Source organism: Pseudomonas sp. 7SR1 (genome assembly GCF_900156465.1).
Classification (GTDB): domain Bacteria; phylum Pseudomonadota; class Gammaproteobacteria; order Pseudomonadales; family Pseudomonadaceae; genus Aquipseudomonas.
In genome coordinates, this window is the sequence record NZ_LT707064.1 from 814,408 (window position 1) to 835,052 (window position 20,645).

The window sequence follows — 20,645 nt, forward strand, 5'->3', positions numbered from 1 at the left end:
AGGAGGGGCGGCCGGGGATTCTCGCTGAGAGCCATGGCCGAGTAGAGGGCCCAAGTACAAGTTAGGAAAGGGACTACATGAAATAAGGACAGCACGGGTTAAATGGACCGGTGTGTGGAAATAACAACGGCACAAATAAAAACGCCCTCCGGGACTATCCGAAAATCCCCGCAGCACACGGCGTATTTTCTGACAGCTCGAAAGGGCGATGCCAATCGGTCGTGGGGCCGCCGAAAAGCTTTCGGCGGCGAGGGAATATTCCCCCACCACCGGGCGCTTCAGGCTCCGCTCAGGAAGACAGGTAGGACGAACGGGTCAACCCCAGGCGCAAGGCGTCGAGGAACTGGGTCCGCTCGGCGGCGCTGATGCGGGCGCTGGCGCACTTGTCGCGGTAGTGGGTCATCAACTCCTCCGGCGACAGGTGCACGTAGCGCAGCATGTCCTCGATGGTGTCGTGGGTTTCGATACCGGCGTGGTACACGCTGCCGTCGGCATTCTGGTAGATGTTCACCGAGTCGGTGTCACCGAACAGGTTGTGCATGTCGCCGAGAATTTCCTGGTAGGCCCCCACCAGGAAGATACCCAGCAGGTAGTCTTCACCCGGGTTGAGGGAGTGCACCGGCAGGCTGGTCTCGATGCTCTGCTCGTCGACGTACTGCTTGATCTTGCCGTCGGAGTCGCAGGTCAGGTCTTGCAGCACGGCACGACGCAGCGGCTCTTCGTCTAGGCGGTGCAGCGGCAGGATCGGCAGCACCTGGCCGATGGCCCAGGTGTCCGGCAGGCTCTGGAAGACCGAGAAGTTGCAGATGTACTTGTCCGCAAGCTTGTCATTGAGCTCGTCCAGCACCTGGCGGTGGGAACGCTGGCGGGCCTTGAGGGAGTTGTGCAGGCGACGGCACACGGCGAAGTAGCACTGTTCGGCGAGGGCTTTCTCCGCCAGGGTCAGTTTGCCGTCGGCGTACTGGGCGGCCACGTCGCTCATGTAGTGGGTGGCGCGCCAGTAGGTTTCGGTGACCATCTCGATATCGGTCGGCCCCAGCAGATCGACCAGCCATTGCACGGTTTCGGGCAAGGCTTCCTTGTTTTCGATCACCGGCACGTCGTCGTGATGCTTCTCGACATCAGTCACCTGCACCACCAGCATCGCGTGGTGGGCGGTCAGGGAGCGACCGCTTTCGGAGAAGATGTGCGGATGCGGCAAGCCCTGGGCGTCGCAGAATTCCTTGAGCATGCCGACCACGACACCAGCGTAGTCGTCCATGTCGTAGTTGATCGAGCTGGCGTTGCGCGAATGGGTTCCGTCGTAGTCCACGCCCAGGCCACCGCCGACGTCGATGTGATCCACCGGCAGGCCGAGGTTGCGCAGCTCGCCGTAGTAACGGATCGCTTCCTTGAAGCCATGCTGGTAGTCCGCCAGGTTGGCGATCTGCGAACCCATGTGGAAGTGCAGCAGGCGGATCCCCTGGTCCAGGCCGGCGCCGCGGAAACGCTCCACCACCGACAGCAACTGGGCGGCAGAGAGACCGAACTTGGATTTCTCGCCACCGGTATCGGCCCACTTGCTCGAGGCCAGGGACGACAGGCGAACCCGCAGGCCAACCTGTGGCTTGACCTTGAGGGACGCGGCCTCTTCGATCACCAGGCCGACTTCGGATTCTTTCTCGATCACGATGAACACGTTGTGACCCAGCTTCTGGCCCATCAGCGCCAGGCGGATGAACTCGCGATCCTTGTAGCCGTTGCAGACAATGGTCCCGCCCTTGGGCGCCAGGGCCAGCACCGCCAGCAGCTCCGGCTTGGAACCGGCTTCCAGGCCGATGGAAACGTTCTGGGTCGCGATGATGTTCTCGATCACCGCTTCCTGCTGGTTGACCTTGATGGGATAAAGCGCGGTGTATTGGCTCTGGTATTCCAGACGCGCGATGTTGCTGTCGAATGCACCGGTAAGCTGGCGCACACGGTCTTGCAGGATGTCTGGAAAGCGCACCAGCAGAGGTAGGGAAAGGCCACTCTGGCGCAGCTGGTCGACCTGTTCGAACAGGTCGATGGGTGAACTGTCGGGACCGTTCGGACGGACTTCTACGCGACCGGCGTCATTGATCGCGAAATACCCGGCCCCCCAATGGCGAATCCCGTAAACACTGCGGCTGTCCGCAACTGTCCATTGGCTGCCATCGTCTTTGCGTGTGCGTCGTACGGACATCGAAGTCCCCTATGAATGAAGTCGAAAATGCGCCATCCGGTCAGAGGCCGGCGCAGTCTGGAGAGTGAAGATGACGAATTGCCTGTCAGCAGGGTAGACCTTGCTCACCGGGCTGAGTTTAGAAAGCCGTTCAGCCGCCGGATTTTTTCGCCTTGAAACCGTGCCGGGCCAGTTCGGCCAGCAGCAGCTCGACGTGATCGCCCTGGATCTCGATGACACCGTCTTTCAACGCGCCACCGGTGCCACAGCGTTTCTTCAACGTAGTAGCCAGTTCCTTGAGCGCGTCCTCGGCCAACGGCACGCCGGTGATGGTGGTCACCGTCTTGCCGCCGCGACCTTTGCTTTCGCGGCGCACGCGGGCGATACCATCCCCGGCGGGGATGACGGTCTGTTTGCAGATGCAGGCATCCACCGGCTGGCGGCAATCAGGGCAATGACGACCGGCGTCGGTAGAAAATACCAGGCCACCCAGGGCGGCGAAGGATGCGGCTTTTTTGGCCACCGGCAATCCTCTCGGGAGGACAAAGACTGGCCGAGACAAGCAGTGCCCCGACCGCGAAGCCCCACTCAGGCAGGGGCAGCGCTACTGGACCGGCAGACGCCGGTCCAGCTTGAAAAGTCGCGCAGTGTAACGGCAAAAAGCCGACTTGCTAAGAGCCAATCGGCGCCAATTTACTGCTTCTTTGCGACGCCCTCGCCATGGACCCGCAAATAGCGCTCCAGGGCCGCCAGGGAGTCCGGGCAATAAGGCTTGCACCGGATTTCTTCCAGCACCTGCCCGATGGACAGGAAACGCGCCTCGAGCACCTCTTCCGGCTGCAGGACCAGAGGGCCGTCCCACACCGCCGAGAACGCCGAGCACCATAGCCGGCTGCCGGGGTCTTCGAAGTAGAAATGGTCGTGGGCCATGAGTGGAACGCCGCTCACCCCCAGTTCTTCCGCCAGCTCGCGGGCCGCCGACTCGGCGTAGGTCTCGTTCGCCTGCACCATTCCGCCCGCAGCCACATCCCAGAAACCGGGATAGATCGCCTTGCTCATGGTCCGGCGGTGAACGCACAGCTCACCGGCCGAATTGAACAGCATGATGTAGGTGCCGCGTCCGATCAGGCCACGTTCCCGCAGTTCCGAGCGCACCAGGCTGCCCAGCAGGTTATCGTTTTCGTCGACCCAAGCGATCAGCTCGGCATCCGAGGCCACCCGATGGGCGGCCTCCCGGGCGCTTTCGTTCATGGATCAGCCCTGGTTCAGCAACTGCCGCAAGTCGATCACCGCCGCGTTGGCACGGGAAATGTAGTTGGCCATGACCAGCGAATGGTTCGCCAGGACGCCGAAGCCACTGCCATTGAGGATCATCGGGCTCCAGATCGGCTCCTGGGACGCTTCCAGCTCGCGGATGATCTGGCGCACGCTGACCGTGGCGTTCTTCTTCGCCAGCACATCGGCGAAGTCCACCTCGATGGCCCGCAGCAGGTGGGACAGCGCCCAGGCCTGGCCGCGAGCTTCATAGAACACGTTATCGATCTGCAGCCACGGGGTTTCGACACGTTCTTCGTCGACTTCCGGCACCTGGCCCGGCGCAGGGGCCTCGGTTTTCAATGCGGTATTGAGCTTGACCCGACCGACACTGGCCGACAGCCGCTGGGACAGCGAGCCCAGGCGGGTGCCGACGTCACCCAGCCAGTTGTTCAGGTTGTCGGCACGGGCGTAGAACAGGGCGCTTTTCTGGCTGGGGTCGGACAGGCGTGCCTGGTATCGGCTCAAGGAGTTGATGCCCTCCTGGTATTCCGACTCGCTGGAGGGCAGCACCCAGCTGCGATTGTCGAAGTTGAAGCGCGGCTCGGCCTTGGCCAGGTCGGCGTCCTCGGCGGACTGGGACTGGGAACGGGCGAAGTCCTTGCGCAAGGCACGGCTCAGGTCGCGGACCTGGACCAGCACGCCGTATTCCCAGCTCGACATGTTGTCCATCCACAGGCCTGGAGGGAACCGGTCGTTGGAAATATAGCCGCCCGGCTTGGTCAGCAGGGTTCCAGCGACGCTCTTGAGGGTCTCGACAGTGGTATAGCCCACCACCATCTGCCGGCCGTCCTTCTCGGCGGCCGCCTGGGCATTCTGCTGTACCGGGAACAGGGACGGCTCCTGGCTCCAGTACCAACCGATGGCGATGGTCACCAGCAGGTACAGGCCCACCAGCGTGGCCAGCGCGCGGCTGAAGAACAGCCCGCCCAGGTAGCTGCGGGTGGCCGATTTCGGCTCGGCGGCACGTTCAGGCGCGCTGCCCGCGCGGTTTTTCCAGTCCAGCATGGCGATGTCCCTTCAATCACTTGAGTTCACGGTTCGACCACAACCCTACGCCATCGTGCCTGACTTGAAACGCGGAATCACGCCAGCCAGGGCGAGGCAATCGGACCGCCACTATAAAGGAAGCGCCGTCATCGGCCTATGATGACCATTGGGTCAGAAACTGAATTTCATCCCGAGGCAGATTATTGACGTATGACACTCATGCGAGGGAAAAGAGGTGCTAGCATAGAGCCACCAGTCGACCTCAGCATGCACCCTAACTAGTAGTCAGGATATGACCGAGCCAGAAGACCCCAGCCGTGAGCGCCTCAAGCACCACTTTGCCCAGCGGGTAATTCATCAGGCTCGCCAGATCCTGGAGATATGGCAGCGCCTGCAACGCAGCGAATGGTCCAGCACCGATCTGTCGGAGCTCAGCGAAGCCACCCTGCGCCTGCAGCGTTTCGCCGAGCGCTTCGAGCAACCGGAGCATACCCAGTTGGCCCAGGGCATCAGCCAGTCGCTGCAAGCGGTGGATGCCAATCGCGGACGACTGAGCAGCCACCTGATCACTGAAATCAATCGCTTGATGCAGCGCCTGTCCCGCACCGGCCTGCGTCATGGCGATCAGCTCGAACAAACCTTCCTGCCGCCGCTGCGCAAGCCTATCTATGTGCTACTGCAAGACCATGACCGTGCCGAACGACTGGCCAAGCAGCTGGAATTCTTCGGCCTCAGCGCCCAGGCCCTGGAAAGTGTCGCGGCGTTTCGCGCCTCGATGGTGGAGCGCCTCCCCGCAGCGATCGTCATGGATGTGGATTTCAGCGGCCCCGGTATCGGCCTGAAACTGGCCGCCGAAGCCCAGCAAGGCCTGGAGCAGCCGTTGCCGCTGCTGTTCTTCAGCTTGCTGGAAACCGACACCCCGACCCGCCTGGCGGCGGTGCGGGCCGGTGGACAGGAGTTCCTGACCGGAACCCTGGAAGCCTCGAGCCTGCTGGAAAAGATCGAAGTGCTGACCTGCGTGGCCCAGTACGAGCCCTATAAAGTGCTGATCATCGACGACTCCCGCGCCCAGGCCCTGCACACCGAGCGCCTGCTCAACAGCGCCGGCATCGTGACCCGCACGTTGATCGAGCCGATCCAGGCCATGGCCGAACTGGCCGATTTCCAGCCAGACCTGATCATCCTCGACATGTACATGCCTGCCTGCACCGGTACGGAACTGGCGAAGGTGATCCGTCACAATGACCGCTATGTCAGCGTGCCCATCATCTATCTGTCCGCCGAAGATGACCTGGACAAGCAACTCGATGCCATGAGCGAGGGCGGCGACGACTTCCTGACCAAGCCGATCAAGCCGCGGCACCTGATCACCACCGTGCGCAACCGCGCGGCCCGGGCGCGCAATCTCAAGGCGCGGATGGTTCGCGACAGCCTTACGGGGCTGTACAACCACACCCATATCCTGCAGTTGCTCGAAGACTGTTGCTTCCGCGCTCGTCGCGAAGGCAAGCCCCTGAGCTTCGCCATGCTGGACATCGACCACTTCAAGCGAGTCAACGACAGCCACGGCCACCCCATGGGCGATCGGGTCATCAAGAGCCTGGCGCTGTTCCTCAAGCAGCGGCTGCGCAAGACCGATTTCATCGGCCGTTATGGCGGCGAGGAGTTCGCCATTGTCATGCCCGACACTGATATCGACGCCGCATGCACGGTACTGGATGAAATTCGCCAGCGCTTTGCCGAAATCCACTATCCGGCCCAGCCCCATGACCTCTGGTGCACATTCAGTGCCGGGGTGGTGGAAATGAGCGAAACGTCCGACAGCCTGATGATGGCCAGCCAGGCGGATGCAGCGCTGTACCGCGCCAAGCATGCCGGCCGTAATCGGGTGCAGAGCGCGCACCAATCAAAGCAAAGTGCCACTTTTTCATCGGAATCCACCGATTCAGTCATAAACCTGTAACCAAGGCGCAATAAATTCAGGCACTTACGATTCTGCCCCCGGTAGACCCCGATGCGCCTGAAGCTGCTGACGAACCTCAATACCCTCCTTTTGGTGGCCGTGTGTCTTGGCCTCGGCGCCACGCTCTGGTGGTCTCAGATCGCCCTGGAGCGCCCCTATTTGCTGATGGAGCGTTACCTGGGGCTGTCACGGCAATTCCAGGGCGAGGTGGCTCGCAACATCGAGGACTATCTGGCCAGCGGCGACGCCCTGCGCCTGAGCGCCGCCACCCAGGCCCTCGAAACCTTGCAACAGGATCTGGACCAGTTCCCGCCGGAACTGGCACAGGGCCTGCGCCCGAGCCTGTCGAGCCTCGATGGCTTCAGCAAGAACGATCTGCTGGCCGCCGGCAAACTGGCCGCAGATCCCCAGGCCCTGCTGCTGCAGGCCGAACGTGAGCTGAGCGCCAACCTGGACCGCCTCGCCCAATACGCCAACGGTGCACCCGCCTACCTGGCCCCACTGTTCGCCGCATCGCAGCATGTGGGCCGGCTGTCGCTGACCCGGGAAAAAATGGTCAGCGGCGGCCGCAGCGAACTGGCCGCCGACGTCGAACGGGAATTGGCCAATATCCGCACCCAGGCCGAACAGATCGATAGCCTTCCGTTGCTCGGCGTAACGGCCAGCAGCGAATCCGGCAGCGATGACTTCGCCGCACTGATGGGTCTGGAAACCCAGGAAAAGACCGCCGCCGAAGACGCCGGCATTGCCCTCAAGCGTGAACTCAACAGCCTGCTTGGCCGTTATCCGGCAGAGCTGGGACGCACCCAGGCACTGATCCAGAAGCGCACCGAGTTGAGCAACGCCACGCACCTGAAAACCGCCGATGTGCAGCAGGCCATTGATGCCATGGAGCCCGCTGTGCGTGCCCAGCACGGACAGATCCAAGGAGAGGTCCGCTTGATCCAAGGCGTGATGATCGGCCTGATCCTGCTGATCGCCCTGCTTATCGATACCCTGCAACGACGCCTGGCCCGGACCCTGACACACCTGGCGCCCGCGCTATCGACCTGGGCCGAAGGCGACTTCAGTCGCGATATCCATGTCGGCGCCAGCAACCGTGAGTTGCGGGACATCGAGGCATCGCTCAATCGACTGCGCGCTTATCTGACAGACCTGGTAGGGGCCATCCATTTGAATGCCGAGCAGGTCGCCGGCAGCAGCCGGGCCCTGGCCGAGCTGAGTGCGCAAATGCACAGCGGCGCGGAGCACCAGGCCGGCGACACGGCACTGATCCGCGATTCCCTCAGTGAACTGGAGGCGACCATCCAGCAAGTGGCCGGTGACGCCAGCCAGGCCGCGCAGGCCAGCCGCAGCGCCGGACACGCTGTGGAACAGGGGCAGAAAGTCATTGGCCTGAGCCTCACCGGGCTGCATGCACTGGTGGGCGAGGTGCAAGGCAACGCGCAGATGATCGAACAACTGGCCGAGGAATCGGCCACCATTGGCGGCGTGCTGACGGTGATCCGCTCGATCGCCGACCAGACCAACCTGCTGGCCCTCAACGCCGCCATCGAAGCCGCTCGAGCCGGGGAAATGGGCCGGGGGTTCGCGGTGGTGGCCGAGGAAGTGCGCTCCCTGGCGCAGCGTACCGCAGGGGCCACGGCCGAGATCCAGGCCCTGATCGCGCGCCTGCAACTGGCCGCACGCCAGTCCGTGGACGGCATGCGCGCCCAAGTCGAACACGCCGAGGCCACCGCCAACCAGGCCCAAGCGGCCGACGGTGCACTGGACAAGATCGTCGATGCCATCCAGACCATCGCCGACACCGCGGTGCGCATCGCCGACGTCACCGCCCAACAGAGCGGCGCGGTCAGCGAGATTCGCGATCACAGCGAACGCATCCACCAACTGGGCGGGGAAAACCTGCTGCGCATCGGCCAGGGCCGGGAACAGGGTGACAACCTGTTGGTCCTGGGTGGGCGCCTGCACACCGCCGTGCAAGCCTTTCGCGTCTGACTCGCGGCACAGCCTGCCAATCCAGGCTTTTGCGCCAACGGATGACCGGTTTTTAGAGCACGGTCACAAATTTCGCGCAAACATCGGTCATCGTGCTGGCTATTGCCGAGAACTGGACAGTCATAAAGGCTTTGCGGCATAGTCGCCGGGTTCTGACACCTGCTCACGGATAACAAGGAACAGCAGATGGCGACCCTATTGGTCCTGCATGGACCCAACCTGAACCTGCTTGGCACCCGCGAACCGGGCGTCTACGGGGCCGTCACGCTCGCTCAGATCAACCAGGATCTGGAGCAGCGGGCCCGCACCGCCGGCCATCATTTGCTCTATCTGCAAAGCAACGCCGAGTACGAACTGATCGACCGCATTCATGCCGCCCGCGACGAAGGCGTGGACTTCATTCTGATCAATCCCGCAGCTTTTACGCATACAAGTGTCGCATTACGTGACGCGCTGCTGGCGGTGAGCATCCCATTCATCGAAGTGCATTTGTCCAACGTGCACAAACGCGAACCTTTCCGCCATCACTCCTATTTCTCCGATGTAGCGGTAGGAGTGATCTGCGGCCTTGGCGCCAGTGGTTACCGACTGGCCCTGGAGGCCGCCCTAGAGCAGCTTGAAAGACAGGCAACAGCTTGAACAACAAGCGTTAAACGCCCCTGACCGACCCTTGGGAGTTGATGATTCATGGATATCCGTAAAGTTAAGAAACTGATCGAATTGCTGGAAGAGTCCGGCATCGACGAGCTCGAGATCAAGGAAGGCGAAGAGTCCGTACGTATCAGCCGTCACAGCAAGACTCCGGCCCAGCAGTACTACGCCCCGGCCCCTGTGCAGGCTCCGGCCGCCGCACCGGCTCCGGCCGCACCTGCTGCAGTTGCTGCTGCTCCAGCCGCTGCCGCCGCGCCTGCGCTCAACGGCACCGTCGCTCGCTCGCCAATGGTAGGCACTTTCTATCGCAAGTCGTCCCCAACCTCGCCGTCCTTCGTTGAAGTGGGCCAGACCGTGAAGAAAGGCGACACCCTGTGCATCGTCGAAGCCATGAAGATGATGAACCACATCGAAGCTGAAACCAGCGGTGTGATCGAGTCCATCCTCGTTGAAGACGGCCAGCCGGTTGAGTACGACCAACCGCTGTTCACCATCGTTTGAACCGCGGAGAGCCTTTGATGACTGCGAAGCTGGAAAAAGTCCTGATCGCGAACCGCGGTGAAATCGCCCTGCGAATCCTGCGCGCCTGCAAAGAGATGGGCATCAAGACCGTCGCCGTTTATTCCAAGGCCGACAAGGAACTGATGCACCTGGGCCTGGCAGACGAGTCCGTCTGCATCGGTCCGGCATCGGCCGCGCATTCCTACCTGCACATCCCGGCGATCATCGCCGCGGCCGAAGTGACCGGCGCCACCGCCATTCACCCAGGCTATGGCTTCCTGGCGGAAAACGCCGATTTCGCCGAACAGGTCGAGAACTCCGGTTTTGCCTTCATCGGCCCGAAAGCCGAAACCATCCGCCTGATGGGCGACAAGGTTTCGGCCAAGCACGCGATGATCGCGGCCGGCGTACCCACCGTTCCAGGTTCCGACGGCCCGCTGCCTGAGGACGAGGAAACCGCCCTGCGCATCGGTCGCGAAGTCGGTTATCCGGTGATCATCAAGGCCGCTGGCGGCGGCGGTGGTCGCGGCATGCGCGTGGTCCACAAGGAAGAAGACCTGATTTCCTCGGCGAAGCTGACCCGCTCCGAAGCGGGCGCGGCGTTCGGCAACCCGATGGTCTATCTGGAAAAATTCCTGACCAACCCACGCCACGTCGAAGTCCAGGTACTGTCCGATGGCCAGGGCCACGCCATCCATCTGGGCGACCGCGACTGCTCGCTGCAACGTCGTCACCAGAAGGTCCTCGAAGAAGCGCCTGCACCGGGCATCGACGAGAAGGCACGCCAGGAAGTGCTGGCCCGTTGCGTCAAGGCCTGCATCGACATCGGCTATCGCGGCGCCGGTACCTTCGAGTTCCTGTACGAGAACGGTCGTTTCTACTTCATCGAAATGAACACCCGTGTTCAGGTGGAGCACCCGGTTTCGGAAATGGTCACCGGTATCGACATCGTCAAGGAGATGCTCAGCATCGCCGCCGGCAACAAGCTGTCGTTCACCCAGGATGACGTGGTCATTCGCGGTCACGCACTGGAGTGCCGGATCAACGCCGAAGACCCGAAAACCTTCATGCCAAGCCCAGGCACGGTCAAGCATTTCCATGCCCCGGGCGGCAACGGCGTTCGTGTCGACTCGCACCTGTACAGCGGTTATGCCGTTCCGCCGAACTACGACTCGTTGATCGGCAAGCTGATCACCTACGGGGCGACCCGCGACGAAGCCATGGCGCGCATGCGCAATGCGCTGGACGAAATCGTGGTGGACGGGATCAAGACCAATATCCCGCTGCACCGCGACCTGACCCGCGACGAAGGCTTCTGCGAAGGTGGCGTCAACATCCATTACCTGGAGCACAAGCTGGCCAACCAGCATTGATGCCCGTGTGATGTAAAAAAGACCCCGGTCCGTTGGCCGGGGTCTTTTTTTTCCTTTCCCAGTGACGATGAACGGGTCAGCTCAGCGCCACCGTGGGGAACGCGTGTGCCTCGATCTGGGCCGAGGTCGCAGGTCGGCCCTGGAAGGTGAGCACCGCACCGTTGGCACTGGCCGCCAGCGGTTCGCTGCGTACGCGCGCCATGAATTCGCGCGCCCGCGCCGACACCGGGTCGGAACTCTTCTTCGCCCTGGCCAGCACCGGGATGTAATAGCGCTCGACCTGGCTGCGAGAGGTCTTGAAGACCGAGGTCATACCGCTGCGCAGGTCCAGCGAGACTCCATAGGTATTGCCGAAGCAGGATGAATACGACCAGTGATCCCAGGTGGGTCGCAACCCCTTGCGCCTCATCGCCGACCTCACTCGACCGCCAATGTCAGCCCCCGTCAGCCAATCTCCCCCCGCCAGCGTGGCGCGGATATCCTTGGCCGCACCGCCCAGGCGCCGGATCACATCCCCCAGGCTGCGCTCGATGAGGGCGCGGATATTGTGATCGAAATGGATGACGGCCCCCACCCTGGTGCTCGGGTTATACAACGAAGCGATTACGCATGTCTGGGCGTTCAGCGAGAACAGATAGTTGTCCGCCACCGATTCGCTGAACCTTGCCACCACCGCCTCGCCCTGCAAGGCGCCCCTCGATACATCCGGGTAGACATGGCCAGGAAACGCTTCGCGCAGGTCCTTCACGCGCCCGAGGACCAGCACATCGTCGGCGCCGCCCCTCAAGCCGACTTTGTCGTGCACCCACTTGCCATCCCCCATCCTGCGGATGGGCAGTTTGTACAAGGCATCGGGACGACTGGCGTCCACCAGGCACAGGCCACCGAAGTAAGGGTCCTCTTTCACCTGGTAGTACTTGCCCTTGCTGCGTATGTAGTACTTGTTTTGCGGCTGCGACGCGCTGGAGGGGCTGCGATAGGTACCCTGGAAGAGGCCTTCATCGGTCACCCGCTCCAGATTCCCAGGGGTTTTGCCGACCGCCTGCCTTGGCTTGAAACGGATGGGCCGGACGACCGGCCCGGTGTCCTTGGCGATGACCGGCGCCACGCGCCGCAAACGCTGCGCGGACAATGACATCGGCGTCATGACCTGTTTCAGGCTCCTGGCTCCATTGCCCACCAGGGAGGCAAGGGTTCCGGCTCCCAGCGCGGCGAAGAATACGCCCCAGGAGGCCATCAGCCAGTAAGCCAGGGCGCGATCCGTGTCGCCTTGCCCATGCGCCTCGGCGGCCTGCCTGACGCTGGCGGCGATGAAGACCGCATCCAGCAGCAGGGCAAAGGGCGGGTACACCAGGCACACGGGGGCAGACGCAAACAGCAGCCCCTTGATCACCTGCTCCCTGATTACCACGGCGCGGCTTTTGGTGACATCTTCCACATCGCTGATGGCGCGCTCTACCCAGGCATCGAACTCAGTCCGGATATCGATCACCCGATTGAACTCGCGCAAGGTATCGAGGCCACCTTTCGATGCCTGCAGGACCAACAGCGAGCGCCTGACGGCCGTGCGCGCAGCGAGTGCGACTCGCGCCAGCACGTAGTCATGCAGACGCGCGACGACCTTGCCGGTGAAATCGCGGTACGGGCGGAACGTGACGCCGTCCGGAGCGTCAGGCGTGTACAACCAGGAAAAACCCTTCGGATCGAAGTAGGTAAAGACGTAGACACCCATGACGATATGGCCACCCACGGAGAACCTGATCACGCCTTCGCGCTGCACCAGCGAGCCCGAGTAGAGCGGGCCGACCGTGGGCACCGACTCGCTCAGCAGGGTGACCTGGCGTGTAAGCCACCAGAATTCGTCGGCGCTGAGCTGGGACTTGCCTGTTGCGACACGCAGGTCGCGGTCCATCCGGGTCAGCAGCAGATTGCGGTAGGCACTGCGCCGCCTGGCGTACTGCGGAGTGCTGGCGTCGAGAAACCGGGCACGGACCTGCGCCGCATATTGCTCGCCCAGATACGCCCGCCGCAGATACGACGCCAGCTCCGCACTGCGAACCTGGCTCAGGTCCTGCCCCACCGATGAGCGCACACCTTTTGCGGGATGGTCGATCCCTGAGTTGTCGTCATAGCCGTAGATGGCGAGATCCAGCAGGCTGGCGACCTGCGTCTTGCCACCCGCCAGCCCGGGGCTGTAGTCGATGAGCACCGTCGCGGGGTCCACCGGCTCCTGGACACCCTTGCTGCGCATGTAGGGTGCGATCGCCTGGGTGACGACGCGCCTGGCGAAATCGGCGAACACTTCATAGCCCGCAAGCGCTTTGTCGAACACCTGCTGATGCCTCAGGAGCTCCTGGCTCAAGCTGCTGATGTTACGCCGTGACTCCAGGGGTAGCGCGCTGTACCAAAGAGGCGATTCGTCCTGCTCCACTTGCGCGAGGTTGTGGGCAAGGCCGGTTGCGACGATGTCACCCACGCAGGCCTGGAAGCCGGTCACCGTGGCCCTGGGATCCTTGCTGGCGTTCCAGAACGATGGCTTGTCCGCCACCTTGGCAAAGTATTCCCGGGCCACGCTCCGATCGGCTGGAGAAATCCGCTGCAACAAATATTCGCGACCCGCTTCACTTCGGGTCCAACCGCCGATCTCCACGCTGACCGCCCACAGCGATGGCAGCTCGATCCACTCCTGGCCATCCGGCTTGTCCGGGGCATACAGCAGCAGATCACCTTGCAGGTCATGGCGATAGAACAGCAGGACGTCAGTGCATTTCAATGCGTTTGGCAGCACTACCCCGGCCACCTGGAAAAGGCTGCCCGCCTGTACCATGGGGCCGCCTGTACACAGGGCTTTCACCGCGTCATGGTGGGCAGGTTTCAAATGGCCCGCGCAACGGGCGACGAACGCGCTATGCAGAAGCCGCGCCACGAACCAGTCGAACAAGGCGTCCTTCAGGTCGTCGCGGCCATAGCGGCTGACCAGCGCCTGCCGGTAGCCGGCCGGAGCGTCCACCTGGGTCAGCAACTGAGTAATGAAGGCGGATGAAAGAGGCTGGTTGCGCAACATGCCGCCGTTTTCCACCAGGAACACCGAGACGCTGTCCTGCCTCAACGGCCCCACCGTCAACAGCTCGCTCAGGCTGTGGGCCCGCACCGGCTGGTCGATGACGGTTCGCCACAGCAACTGCACGCGAATACTGTCCGGCTCGACTTCCATGTCCAGCTCATGCCTGACGTACTCCCTGGCCAGTTGCCGCGCAAAGGCCCGTAGCGAACCCAGGCCATCGAGCAATTCATCCACCAGCGCCGCCGCTTGGGTGGACTGCTCCTGCAACGTCTCCAGTTGCGTACGCTCGGCCTCGCCCAGGGTTCGCAGCCAGTCAGGCAACTGCCCGCGAGTCATTGCCTCAAGACTCCGTCGCTCCAAAGGCGTAGCCAAGGCGGTCAATCGATTGCCGCGACGCCATGAATCCTGGAACAGCTCGATCGTCTCTCGGAGCTCATCGACGCCCAGGCCCGCCAGTCGGGCAGGTTGGAAAGCCAGGTCGATGAGAGCCATGTGCTCGTTGAGTCGCTGCCCGACCCTCTCTCCAAGCTCTGGGTCGAGACCAGTCATCCGCCAATGGCGCCGCAGATAATCCTTGTAGTGATCGACAAGACCCGATGCGACCCCTTCGACTGTCTGGGCGATGACCTCCTGGCGCTCGGCCGCGAATCCCCGGTCAGCCGCCCCCTCCCAACGGTAGGGCGCATCCTGCTCTTCATCGATGACCACCAGTTCCCGGTCGATCAATCGCTGCAGCACCGTGTCCATCAGGGTGCCTATGAAATGCGGATCGATGTTGCCTTCGTAAAAGTGTGTGCGCAGCTCGACTAGCAGACGCTCCTCCAGCACCTCCAGAAAAGTCATCTGGCTGTTCCATCGAGCATCGAGCGCAGCCTGCCATCGAGTCAGTTTCTGCAAAATGCCCTGTGCAGTTTCCCCCTGGGGGGAAGGCACCGGCCCCGTGCCGTTCGCCTTCCCTTGCCGTTCGGCAGTGTTGTCCATCACATTCCTCCCTGTCGTGTGGACCCGCACCTTATCCGCCCCGCGTCGTGCCGGGGCCATACATATGTATATCGGCCAGGAGACGAGCCACGCTTATCCACTTTGACCTCGACCTGGCGTACACTGCGCAGCTTTCGCAGCCCTGGGGCTGCTCCTGTAGATTTATTTCCAAAGGTGCCCGCCATGCCTTGGCTGCAAGTACGCCTGGCCATCCGCCCGGAACAAGCCGAAACCTACGAAGACGCATTTCTCGAAGCAGGCGCCGTGTCGGTAACGTTCATGGATGCCGAAGACCAGCCGATCTTCGAACCGGAACTCAATACCACCCCGCTGTGGGCCCACACCCACTTGCTGGCGCTATTTGAAGGCGGCACCGAGGCGGCTGGCGTACTGGCCCATCTCGAAGAGCTGACCGGCAGCCCGCTGCCGGAACATCACAGCGAAGTGATCGAAGACCAGGACTGGGAACGCAGTTGGATGGACAACTTCCAGCCGATGCGCTTCGGCCAGCGCCTGTGGATCGTGCCAAGCTGGCACGCGGCGCCCGAACCCGACGCGGTAAACCTGCTGCTGGATCCGGGGCTGGCATTCGGCACCGGTACCCACCCGACCACCGCGCTGTGCCTGGAATGGCTCGATGGCCAGGACCTGAAAGGGTGCAACGTGCTCGATTTCGGCTGTGGCTCGGGCATCCTGGCCATTGCCGCGCTCCTGCTGGGCGCCAGGGAAGCGGTGGGCACCGACATCGACATCCAGGCCCTGGAAGCCTCTCGCGACAACGCCGGGCGCAACAACATCGACCCTGAGCATTTCCCGCTTTATCTGCCGCAGGACTTGCCACAGGTCCAGGCCGATGTGCTGGTGGCCAACATCCTGGCCGGCCCGCTGGTCTCCCTGGCCCCGCAACTGTCGAGCCTGGTCAGGCCGGGTGGGCGCCTTGCGTTGTCGGGCATCCTCGCCGAACAGGGCGCGGAAGTCGCCGCCGCTTATGCCGCGGACTTTGACCTGGACCCGATCGCCGATCGTGATGGCTGGGTGCGCATCACCGGACGTCGGCGCTAGAATGACCGCCTGTATCCACCGGATTGCCGCATGACCGACAGCTTCGTCACCCAGTGCCCGCATTGCCACACCAGTTTCCGCGTCAGCCATACTCAATTGAGCGTGGCGCGCGGGGTGGTTCGCTGCGGCTCGTGCCTGCAGGTGTTCAATGCCGCACGGCAATTGCTGGAACAACGCGCCGCCAAGGAAACCGCTGTCCCCATTGCCCCACCGGTCAAGCCTGTCGCCACCGAAGCGCCGCCCCGTGCCATCAGCCAGAAACAGTGGACCGCCGCCGAGCTGGACCTCGATGACCTGGACAAGGAGCTGGCTCGCCTGGAACGGCGCGACAAACGGGCGCCGGGCACTGCCGGTCGACGCCGCGAAGACAATCTGAGCGCACAACGCGATCCCCTGTCCGACGAGCAAGAGGCTTGGTCCGACAGCCTGTACAGCGAATCCCCCGCCGAGCGCTTCGAGGCCGTCACCCAGGCGCCGATCGAGCCGTTCTCGCCTCATGAGCCCGCCCGACCGCCGCGCACCGAGCCTTCCCTGTCCCTGACCCTAGAGCCCCTGGAGCCGGACGACGAACCTGTCGCCCCGCTACGCCTGGAGCCCGTGGACGAGCCCGGTGAACATCTCGAACGCCTGTCTGCCACCGACGACCTCGACGAAGAGCCGGAGCCGGCGACGCCGCCGCGCAAGAAACGCGAGCGCCAGGAACCCGGGATTCGCGCCGAAGTCCTGCAGGACCTGGACGACGACCCGTTGCGGCTGGACTGGCGCAAGCGTCGCTCGCCATGGGGCCGACGCTTGCTGTGGAGCCTGTTGATCCTGCTGGCCACCGCGGCCCTGGCCGGACAATACATCGCCTATCACTTCGAAGAACTGGCCCGCCAGGATCAATATCGCCCCTGGTTCCTGCAAGTCTGCCCGGTCATCGGTTGCGACGTTCCATCCAAGGTCGATATCGCGAAGATCAAAAGCAGCAACCTGGTGGTACGCAGCCACCCGGAGTTCAGTGGCGCCCTGGTGGTGGACGCGATCATCTACAATCGTGCGCCCTTCTCCCAGCCGTTCCCTCTGCTGGAACTGCGGTTCGCCGACCTTAACGGTCACCTGATCGCCAGCCGTCGTTTCAAACCCGGGGAGTACCTGGGCGGCGATGTCGAAGGCCTTGGGGAAATGCCCCCGCAGACACCGATCCACATCGCACTGGATATCCTGGACCCGGGTCCCAAGGCGGTGAACTACAGTCTGAGCTTCCACTCGCCCGAGTGAGGCGACCCGCGTCAGGCGAATGACGACGGCTTTCTGGGCGACCCCACCCAGACCAAACCGCTGGCGATAACGAATCAGCTGTTCAGATTTTATCCAATTCGATCTTTATCCAGTCATCGAGAGCGGGTATCATGCCAACCCTTTTTCGAAGTCTCATGATCCGGCCCCACTTCAGGGAAGTCCTATGTCGGCGGTACGCATCGGCCCATATACATTGCAGAACGGTCTGGTTCTCGCCCCCATGGCGGGCGTCACCGATCAGCCCTTTCGTCAGCTGTGCAAGCGACTGGGTGCAGGTTTAGTGGTTTCGGAAATGGTCACCAGTGACATGACGCTGTGGAACACCCGCAAATCGCGTCTGCGCATGGTCCACGAAGGCGATCCCGAGCCCCGCTCGGTACAGATCGCCGGTGGCGATGCGCAGATGCTGGCGGAAGCGGCCCGGGCCAACGTGGCGTTGGGGGCACAGATCATCGACATCAACATGGGCTGCCCGGCGAAAAAAGTCTGCAACAAGGCTGCCGGTTCCGCGCTGTTGAAGGATGAGGCCCTGGTTACCGAGATCCTGCAGGCGGTCGTCGCCGCGGTCGATGTGCCGGTGACCCTGAAGATCCGCACCGGGTGGGACCGGGAAAACAGGAATGGCCTGACGGTGGCGAAGATCGCCGAACAGGCGGGGATCACGGCACTGGCAGTCCATGGCCGCACCCGTGCCGACCTGTACACCGGCGAGGCCGAGTACGACACCATCGCCGCGATCAAGCAGGCGGTGTCGATTCCGGTCTTCGCCAATGGCGATATCGATTCGCCCGAGAAGGCCCGGTACGTGCTGGACGCGACCGGTGCCGACGGCCTGTTGATCGGCCGGGCCGCCCAGGGGCGGCCGTGGATTTTCCGTGAGATCGAACATTTCCTGCGCACCGGCGAAAAGCTCGCTGCGCCGCAATTGTCCGAGGTGGAACGAATTCTGCTGGAGCATCTGGCCGCGCTGCATGCCTTCTACGGAGAAGTCATGGGCGTACGCATCGCTCGCAAGCATGTGGGCTGGTATCTCGCAACCCTGCCGGGCGCCAGGGAGTTTCGCGCCCGCTTCAATCGTTTGGATGGTACGCAAGCACAATGCGCCGACGTTCAGGCCTTCTTCGCTGAACGTTACAAGAGCCTGACAGGGGACGAAGGGGTGGCCGCATGACGATGATGACCGAGACTTTAGTGAGTGGAATAACACCCGTGAGCGACAACGTGAATTTGAAACAGCACCTCAATACGCCCAGCGAAGAGGGTCAGACCCTTCGCGGGAGCGTCGAGAAGGCGCTGCACAATTATTTCGCCCACCTTGAGGGCGCTGCCGTCACGGATGTGTACAACCTGGTGCTTTCGGAAGTCGAGGCACCCCTGCTCGAAAGCGTGATGAACTACGTCAAGGGCAACCAGACCAAGGCCAGTGAGCTGCTGGGCCTGAACCGCGGCACCCTGCGCAAGAAACTCAAGCAGTACGATCTGCTGTAAGCATTCAATCAAACCAGAAAGGCGCCCGCGTAAAAAACGGTCGCCTTTTTTGCTGACTTCCCTTGCTTTTGATGGAAATTGAAATGACCGACCAGACCACCCGCCTGCCGATCCGCCGCGCCTTGATCAGCGTCTCCGACAAGACCGGGATCCTCGAATTCGCCCGTGAGCTGCAACAGCTGGGCGTCGAGATTCTCTCCACCGGCGGGACCTTCAAGCTGCTGCAGGACAACGGCGTCGCCGCAGTGGAAGTCGCGGACTACACCGGTTTCGCGGAAATGATGGACGGTCGGGTCAAGACCCTGCACCCGAAGATCCATGGCGGGATCCTGGGCCGTCGCGGCATTGACGATGCCATCATGAACGAACATGGCATCAAGCCGATCGACCTGGTGGCGGTCAACCTCTATCCGTTCGAAGCCACCATCAACAAGCCAGGCTGCGACCTGCCGACCGCCATCGAGAACATCGACATCGGCGGCCCGACCATGGTTCGCTCCGCAGCCAAGAACCACAAGGACGTGGCCATCGTGGTCAACGCCAGCGACTACGCCAGCGTGCTGGAGAACCTCAAGGCCGGCGGCCTGACCTATGCCCAGCGTTTCGACCTGATGCTCAAGGCCTTCGAACATACCGCCGCCTATGACGGCATGATCGCCAACTACATGGGCACCGTGAACCAGGCCGCCGACACCCTGAGCACCGAAGGCCGCAGCGAGTTCCCCCGCACCTTCAACAGCCAGTTCATCAAGGCCCAGGAAATGCGCTACGGCGAGAACCCGCACCAGAGCGCGGCATTCTACGTCGAAGCCAAGCCTGCCGAAGTCGGCATCGCCACCGCCACCCAGCTGCAAGGCAAGGAGCTGTCGTTCAACAACGTGGCCGACACCGATGCCGCGCTGGAATGCGTGAAGAGCTTCGTCAAGCCGGCCTGCGTGATCGTCAAGCATGCCAACCCGTGTGGCGTAGCGGTCAGCCCGGACGCCGAGGGCGGTATCCGCCAGGCCTATGAACTGGCCTACGCCACCGACACCGAATCGGCCTTCGGCGGCATCATCGCCTTCAACCGTGAACTGGACGCCGAGACCGCCAAGGCCATCGTCGAGCGTCAGTTCGTCGAAGTGATCATCGCCCCTTCGGTCAGCGAAGAAGCCCGCGCCATCGTCGCCGCCAAGGCCAACGTGCGCCTGCTGGCCTGCGGCCAATGGTCGGCCGACCGCGCACCGGCCTGGGATTACAAGCGTGTCAACGGCGGCCTGCTGGTTCAGAGCCGTGACATCGGCATGATCGGCAGCGACGATCTGAAAGTCGTGACCCAGCGCGCCCCCAGCGAGCAGGAAATCAACGACCTGATCTTCGCCTGGAAAGTGGCCAAGTACGTCAAGTCCAACGCTATCGTCTACGCCAAGAACCGCCAGACCATCGGTGTCGGCGCCGGTCAGATGAGCCGTGTGAACTCGGCCCGCATCGCCGCGATCAAGGCTGAACACGCCGGCTTGCAGGTCAAGGGCGCTGTCATGGCCTCCGACGCGTTCTTCCCGTTCCGCGACGGCATCGACAATGCCGCCAAGGTGGGTATTACCGCAGTGATCCAGCCGGGCGGCTCGATGCGTGATAACGAAGTGATCGCAGCCGCTGATGAAGCCGGCATCGCCATGGTATTCACCGGCATGCGCCACTTCCGTCATTGATACACCGATCAACTGTGGGAGCGAGCCTGCTCGCGATAGCGTCGGATCAGTCAACATTGAAGTCCAATACACGCCGCCATCGCGAGCAAGCTCGCTCCCACAGAAA

The 20,645-nt window shown here is 62.7% G+C and carries 15 protein-coding genes; 10 read left to right on the forward strand and 5 right to left on the reverse strand.

All coding sequences use genetic code 11. From position 1 onward, the window contains the following. Positions 1-289: 289 nt before the first annotated feature. The 4 genes from speA to BW992_RS03885 form a co-directional block, all read right to left on the reverse strand. Positions 290-2,203 carry an arginine decarboxylase gene (gene speA, locus BW992_RS03870; protein WP_072397818.1) on the reverse strand — a complete coding sequence of 638 codons (1,914 nt, stop codon included), beginning with the start codon at positions 2,201-2,203 and terminating at the stop codon, positions 290-292. A 130-nt stretch (positions 2,204-2,333) separates the two neighbouring features. Beyond that, the gene (locus BW992_RS03875) at positions 2,334-2,705 is read right to left on the reverse strand and encodes a translation initiation factor Sui1 (protein ID WP_072397819.1); all 372 of its coding nucleotides are present in this window, start codon (positions 2,703-2,705) and stop codon (positions 2,334-2,336) included. Between the two features lie 170 nt (positions 2,706-2,875). Further along, positions 2,876-3,433: an NUDIX hydrolase gene (locus BW992_RS03880; protein WP_072458609.1), complete on the reverse strand. Its 558-nt coding sequence runs from the start codon at positions 3,431-3,433 to the stop codon at positions 2,876-2,878. Between the two features lie 3 nt (positions 3,434-3,436). Then, on the reverse strand, positions 3,437-4,504 hold the full coding sequence (locus BW992_RS03885) for a DUF2333 family protein (protein WP_072397821.1): 1,068 nt from the start codon (positions 4,502-4,504) through the stop codon (positions 3,437-3,439). 274 nt (positions 4,505-4,778) lie between these two features. On the opposite strand from BW992_RS03885, the gene BW992_RS03890 reads away from it, so the two are divergent. From BW992_RS03890 to accC, 5 genes are all read left to right on the forward strand, one after another. Further along, positions 4,779-6,449 (forward strand): diguanylate cyclase, encoded by a 1,671-nt coding sequence (locus BW992_RS03890; protein WP_072431727.1) that lies wholly within the window; start codon positions 4,779-4,781, stop codon positions 6,447-6,449. 1,230 nt (positions 6,450-7,679) lie between these two features. Continuing rightward, positions 7,680-8,447, forward strand: a complete 768-nt coding sequence (locus BW992_RS27420) for a methyl-accepting chemotaxis protein (RefSeq protein WP_371264406.1) — start codon at positions 7,680-7,682, stop codon at positions 8,445-8,447. A 186-nt stretch (positions 8,448-8,633) separates the two neighbouring features. Beyond that, positions 8,634-9,086: a type II 3-dehydroquinate dehydratase gene (gene aroQ / locus BW992_RS03900; RefSeq protein WP_072397824.1), complete on the forward strand. Its 453-nt coding sequence runs from the start codon at positions 8,634-8,636 to the stop codon at positions 9,084-9,086. A gap of 48 nt (positions 9,087-9,134) precedes the next feature. After that, positions 9,135-9,599 (forward strand): acetyl-CoA carboxylase biotin carboxyl carrier protein, encoded by a 465-nt coding sequence (gene accB / locus BW992_RS03905; RefSeq protein WP_076405638.1) that lies wholly within the window; start codon positions 9,135-9,137, stop codon positions 9,597-9,599. Positions 9,600-9,616: 17 nt separating this feature from the next. After that, positions 9,617-10,972 carry an acetyl-CoA carboxylase biotin carboxylase subunit gene (gene accC, locus BW992_RS03910; protein ID WP_072397826.1) on the forward strand — a complete coding sequence of 452 codons (1,356 nt, stop codon included), beginning with the start codon at positions 9,617-9,619 and terminating at the stop codon, positions 10,970-10,972. Positions 10,973-11,048: 76 nt separating this feature from the next. Here the strand turns inward: accC and BW992_RS03915 are convergent, their stop codons facing one another. Then, a complete protein-coding gene (locus BW992_RS03915; RefSeq protein ID WP_231991101.1) occupies positions 11,049-14,879 on the reverse strand; it encodes a dermonecrotic toxin domain-containing protein in 3,831 nt (1,276 codons plus the stop codon). Between the two features lie 321 nt (positions 14,880-15,200). On the opposite strand from BW992_RS03915, the gene prmA reads away from it, so the two are divergent. The 5 genes from prmA (at position 15,201) to purH (ending at position 20,539) form a co-directional block, all read left to right on the forward strand. After that, entirely contained in the window at positions 15,201-16,079 is an 879-nt protein-coding gene (gene prmA / locus BW992_RS03920) for a 50S ribosomal protein L11 methyltransferase (protein WP_072397828.1), read from the forward strand. Positions 16,080-16,109: 30 nt separating this feature from the next. Further along, positions 16,110-17,339 carry a DUF3426 domain-containing protein gene (locus tag BW992_RS03925; RefSeq protein ID WP_072431725.1) on the forward strand — a complete coding sequence of 410 codons (1,230 nt, stop codon included), beginning with the start codon at positions 16,110-16,112 and terminating at the stop codon, positions 17,337-17,339. 184 nt (positions 17,340-17,523) lie between these two features. Next, positions 17,524-18,531, forward strand: a complete 1,008-nt coding sequence (gene dusB / locus BW992_RS03930) for a tRNA dihydrouridine synthase DusB (protein WP_072397830.1) — start codon at positions 17,524-17,526, stop codon at positions 18,529-18,531. After that, on the forward strand, positions 18,528-18,848 hold the full coding sequence (gene fis, locus BW992_RS03935) for a DNA-binding transcriptional regulator Fis (RefSeq protein WP_025211617.1): 321 nt from the start codon (positions 18,528-18,530) through the stop codon (positions 18,846-18,848). Before dusB ends, fis begins: the two co-directional genes overlap by 4 nt. An 83-nt stretch (positions 18,849-18,931) precedes the next feature. Beyond that, the gene (purH, locus tag BW992_RS03940; protein WP_072397831.1) at positions 18,932-20,539 is read left to right on the forward strand and encodes a bifunctional phosphoribosylaminoimidazolecarboxamide formyltransferase/IMP cyclohydrolase; all 1,608 of its coding nucleotides are present in this window, start codon (positions 18,932-18,934) and stop codon (positions 20,537-20,539) included. Positions 20,540-20,645: the final 106 nt, after the last annotated feature.

What these genes read in the sequence shown, in the direction of transcription:
- speA (WP_072397818.1), bottom strand. Translation starts at nt 2,203, where the DNA reads ATGTCCGTACGACGCACACGCAAAGACGATGGCAGCCAATGGACAGTT.
- BW992_RS03880 (WP_072458609.1), bottom strand. Translation starts at nt 3,433, where the DNA reads ATGAACGAAAGCGCCCGGGAGGCCGCCCATCGGGTGGCCTCGGATGCC.
- BW992_RS03885 (WP_072397821.1), bottom strand. Translation starts at nt 4,504, where the DNA reads ATGCTGGACTGGAAAAACCGCGCGGGCAGCGCGCCTGAACGTGCCGCC.
- BW992_RS03890 (WP_072431727.1), top strand. Translation starts at nt 4,779, where the DNA reads ATGACCGAGCCAGAAGACCCCAGCCGTGAGCGCCTCAAGCACCACTTT.
- BW992_RS27420 (WP_371264406.1), top strand. Translation starts at nt 7,680, where the DNA reads ATGCACAGCGGCGCGGAGCACCAGGCCGGCGACACGGCACTGATCCGC.
- aroQ (WP_072397824.1), top strand. Translation starts at nt 8,634, where the DNA reads ATGGCGACCCTATTGGTCCTGCATGGACCCAACCTGAACCTGCTTGGC.
- accB (WP_076405638.1), top strand. Translation starts at nt 9,135, where the DNA reads ATGGATATCCGTAAAGTTAAGAAACTGATCGAATTGCTGGAAGAGTCC.
- accC (WP_072397826.1), top strand. Translation starts at nt 9,617, where the DNA reads ATGACTGCGAAGCTGGAAAAAGTCCTGATCGCGAACCGCGGTGAAATC.
- BW992_RS03915 (WP_231991101.1), bottom strand. Translation starts at nt 14,879, where the DNA reads ATGACTTTTCTGGAGGTGCTGGAGGAGCGTCTGCTAGTCGAGCTGCGC.
- prmA (WP_072397828.1), top strand. Translation starts at nt 15,201, where the DNA reads ATGCCTTGGCTGCAAGTACGCCTGGCCATCCGCCCGGAACAAGCCGAA.
- BW992_RS03925 (WP_072431725.1), top strand. Translation starts at nt 16,110, where the DNA reads ATGACCGACAGCTTCGTCACCCAGTGCCCGCATTGCCACACCAGTTTC.
- dusB (WP_072397830.1), top strand. Translation starts at nt 17,524, where the DNA reads ATGTCGGCGGTACGCATCGGCCCATATACATTGCAGAACGGTCTGGTT.
- fis (WP_025211617.1), top strand. Translation starts at nt 18,528, where the DNA reads ATGACGATGATGACCGAGACTTTAGTGAGTGGAATAACACCCGTGAGC.
- purH (WP_072397831.1), top strand. Translation starts at nt 18,932, where the DNA reads ATGACCGACCAGACCACCCGCCTGCCGATCCGCCGCGCCTTGATCAGC.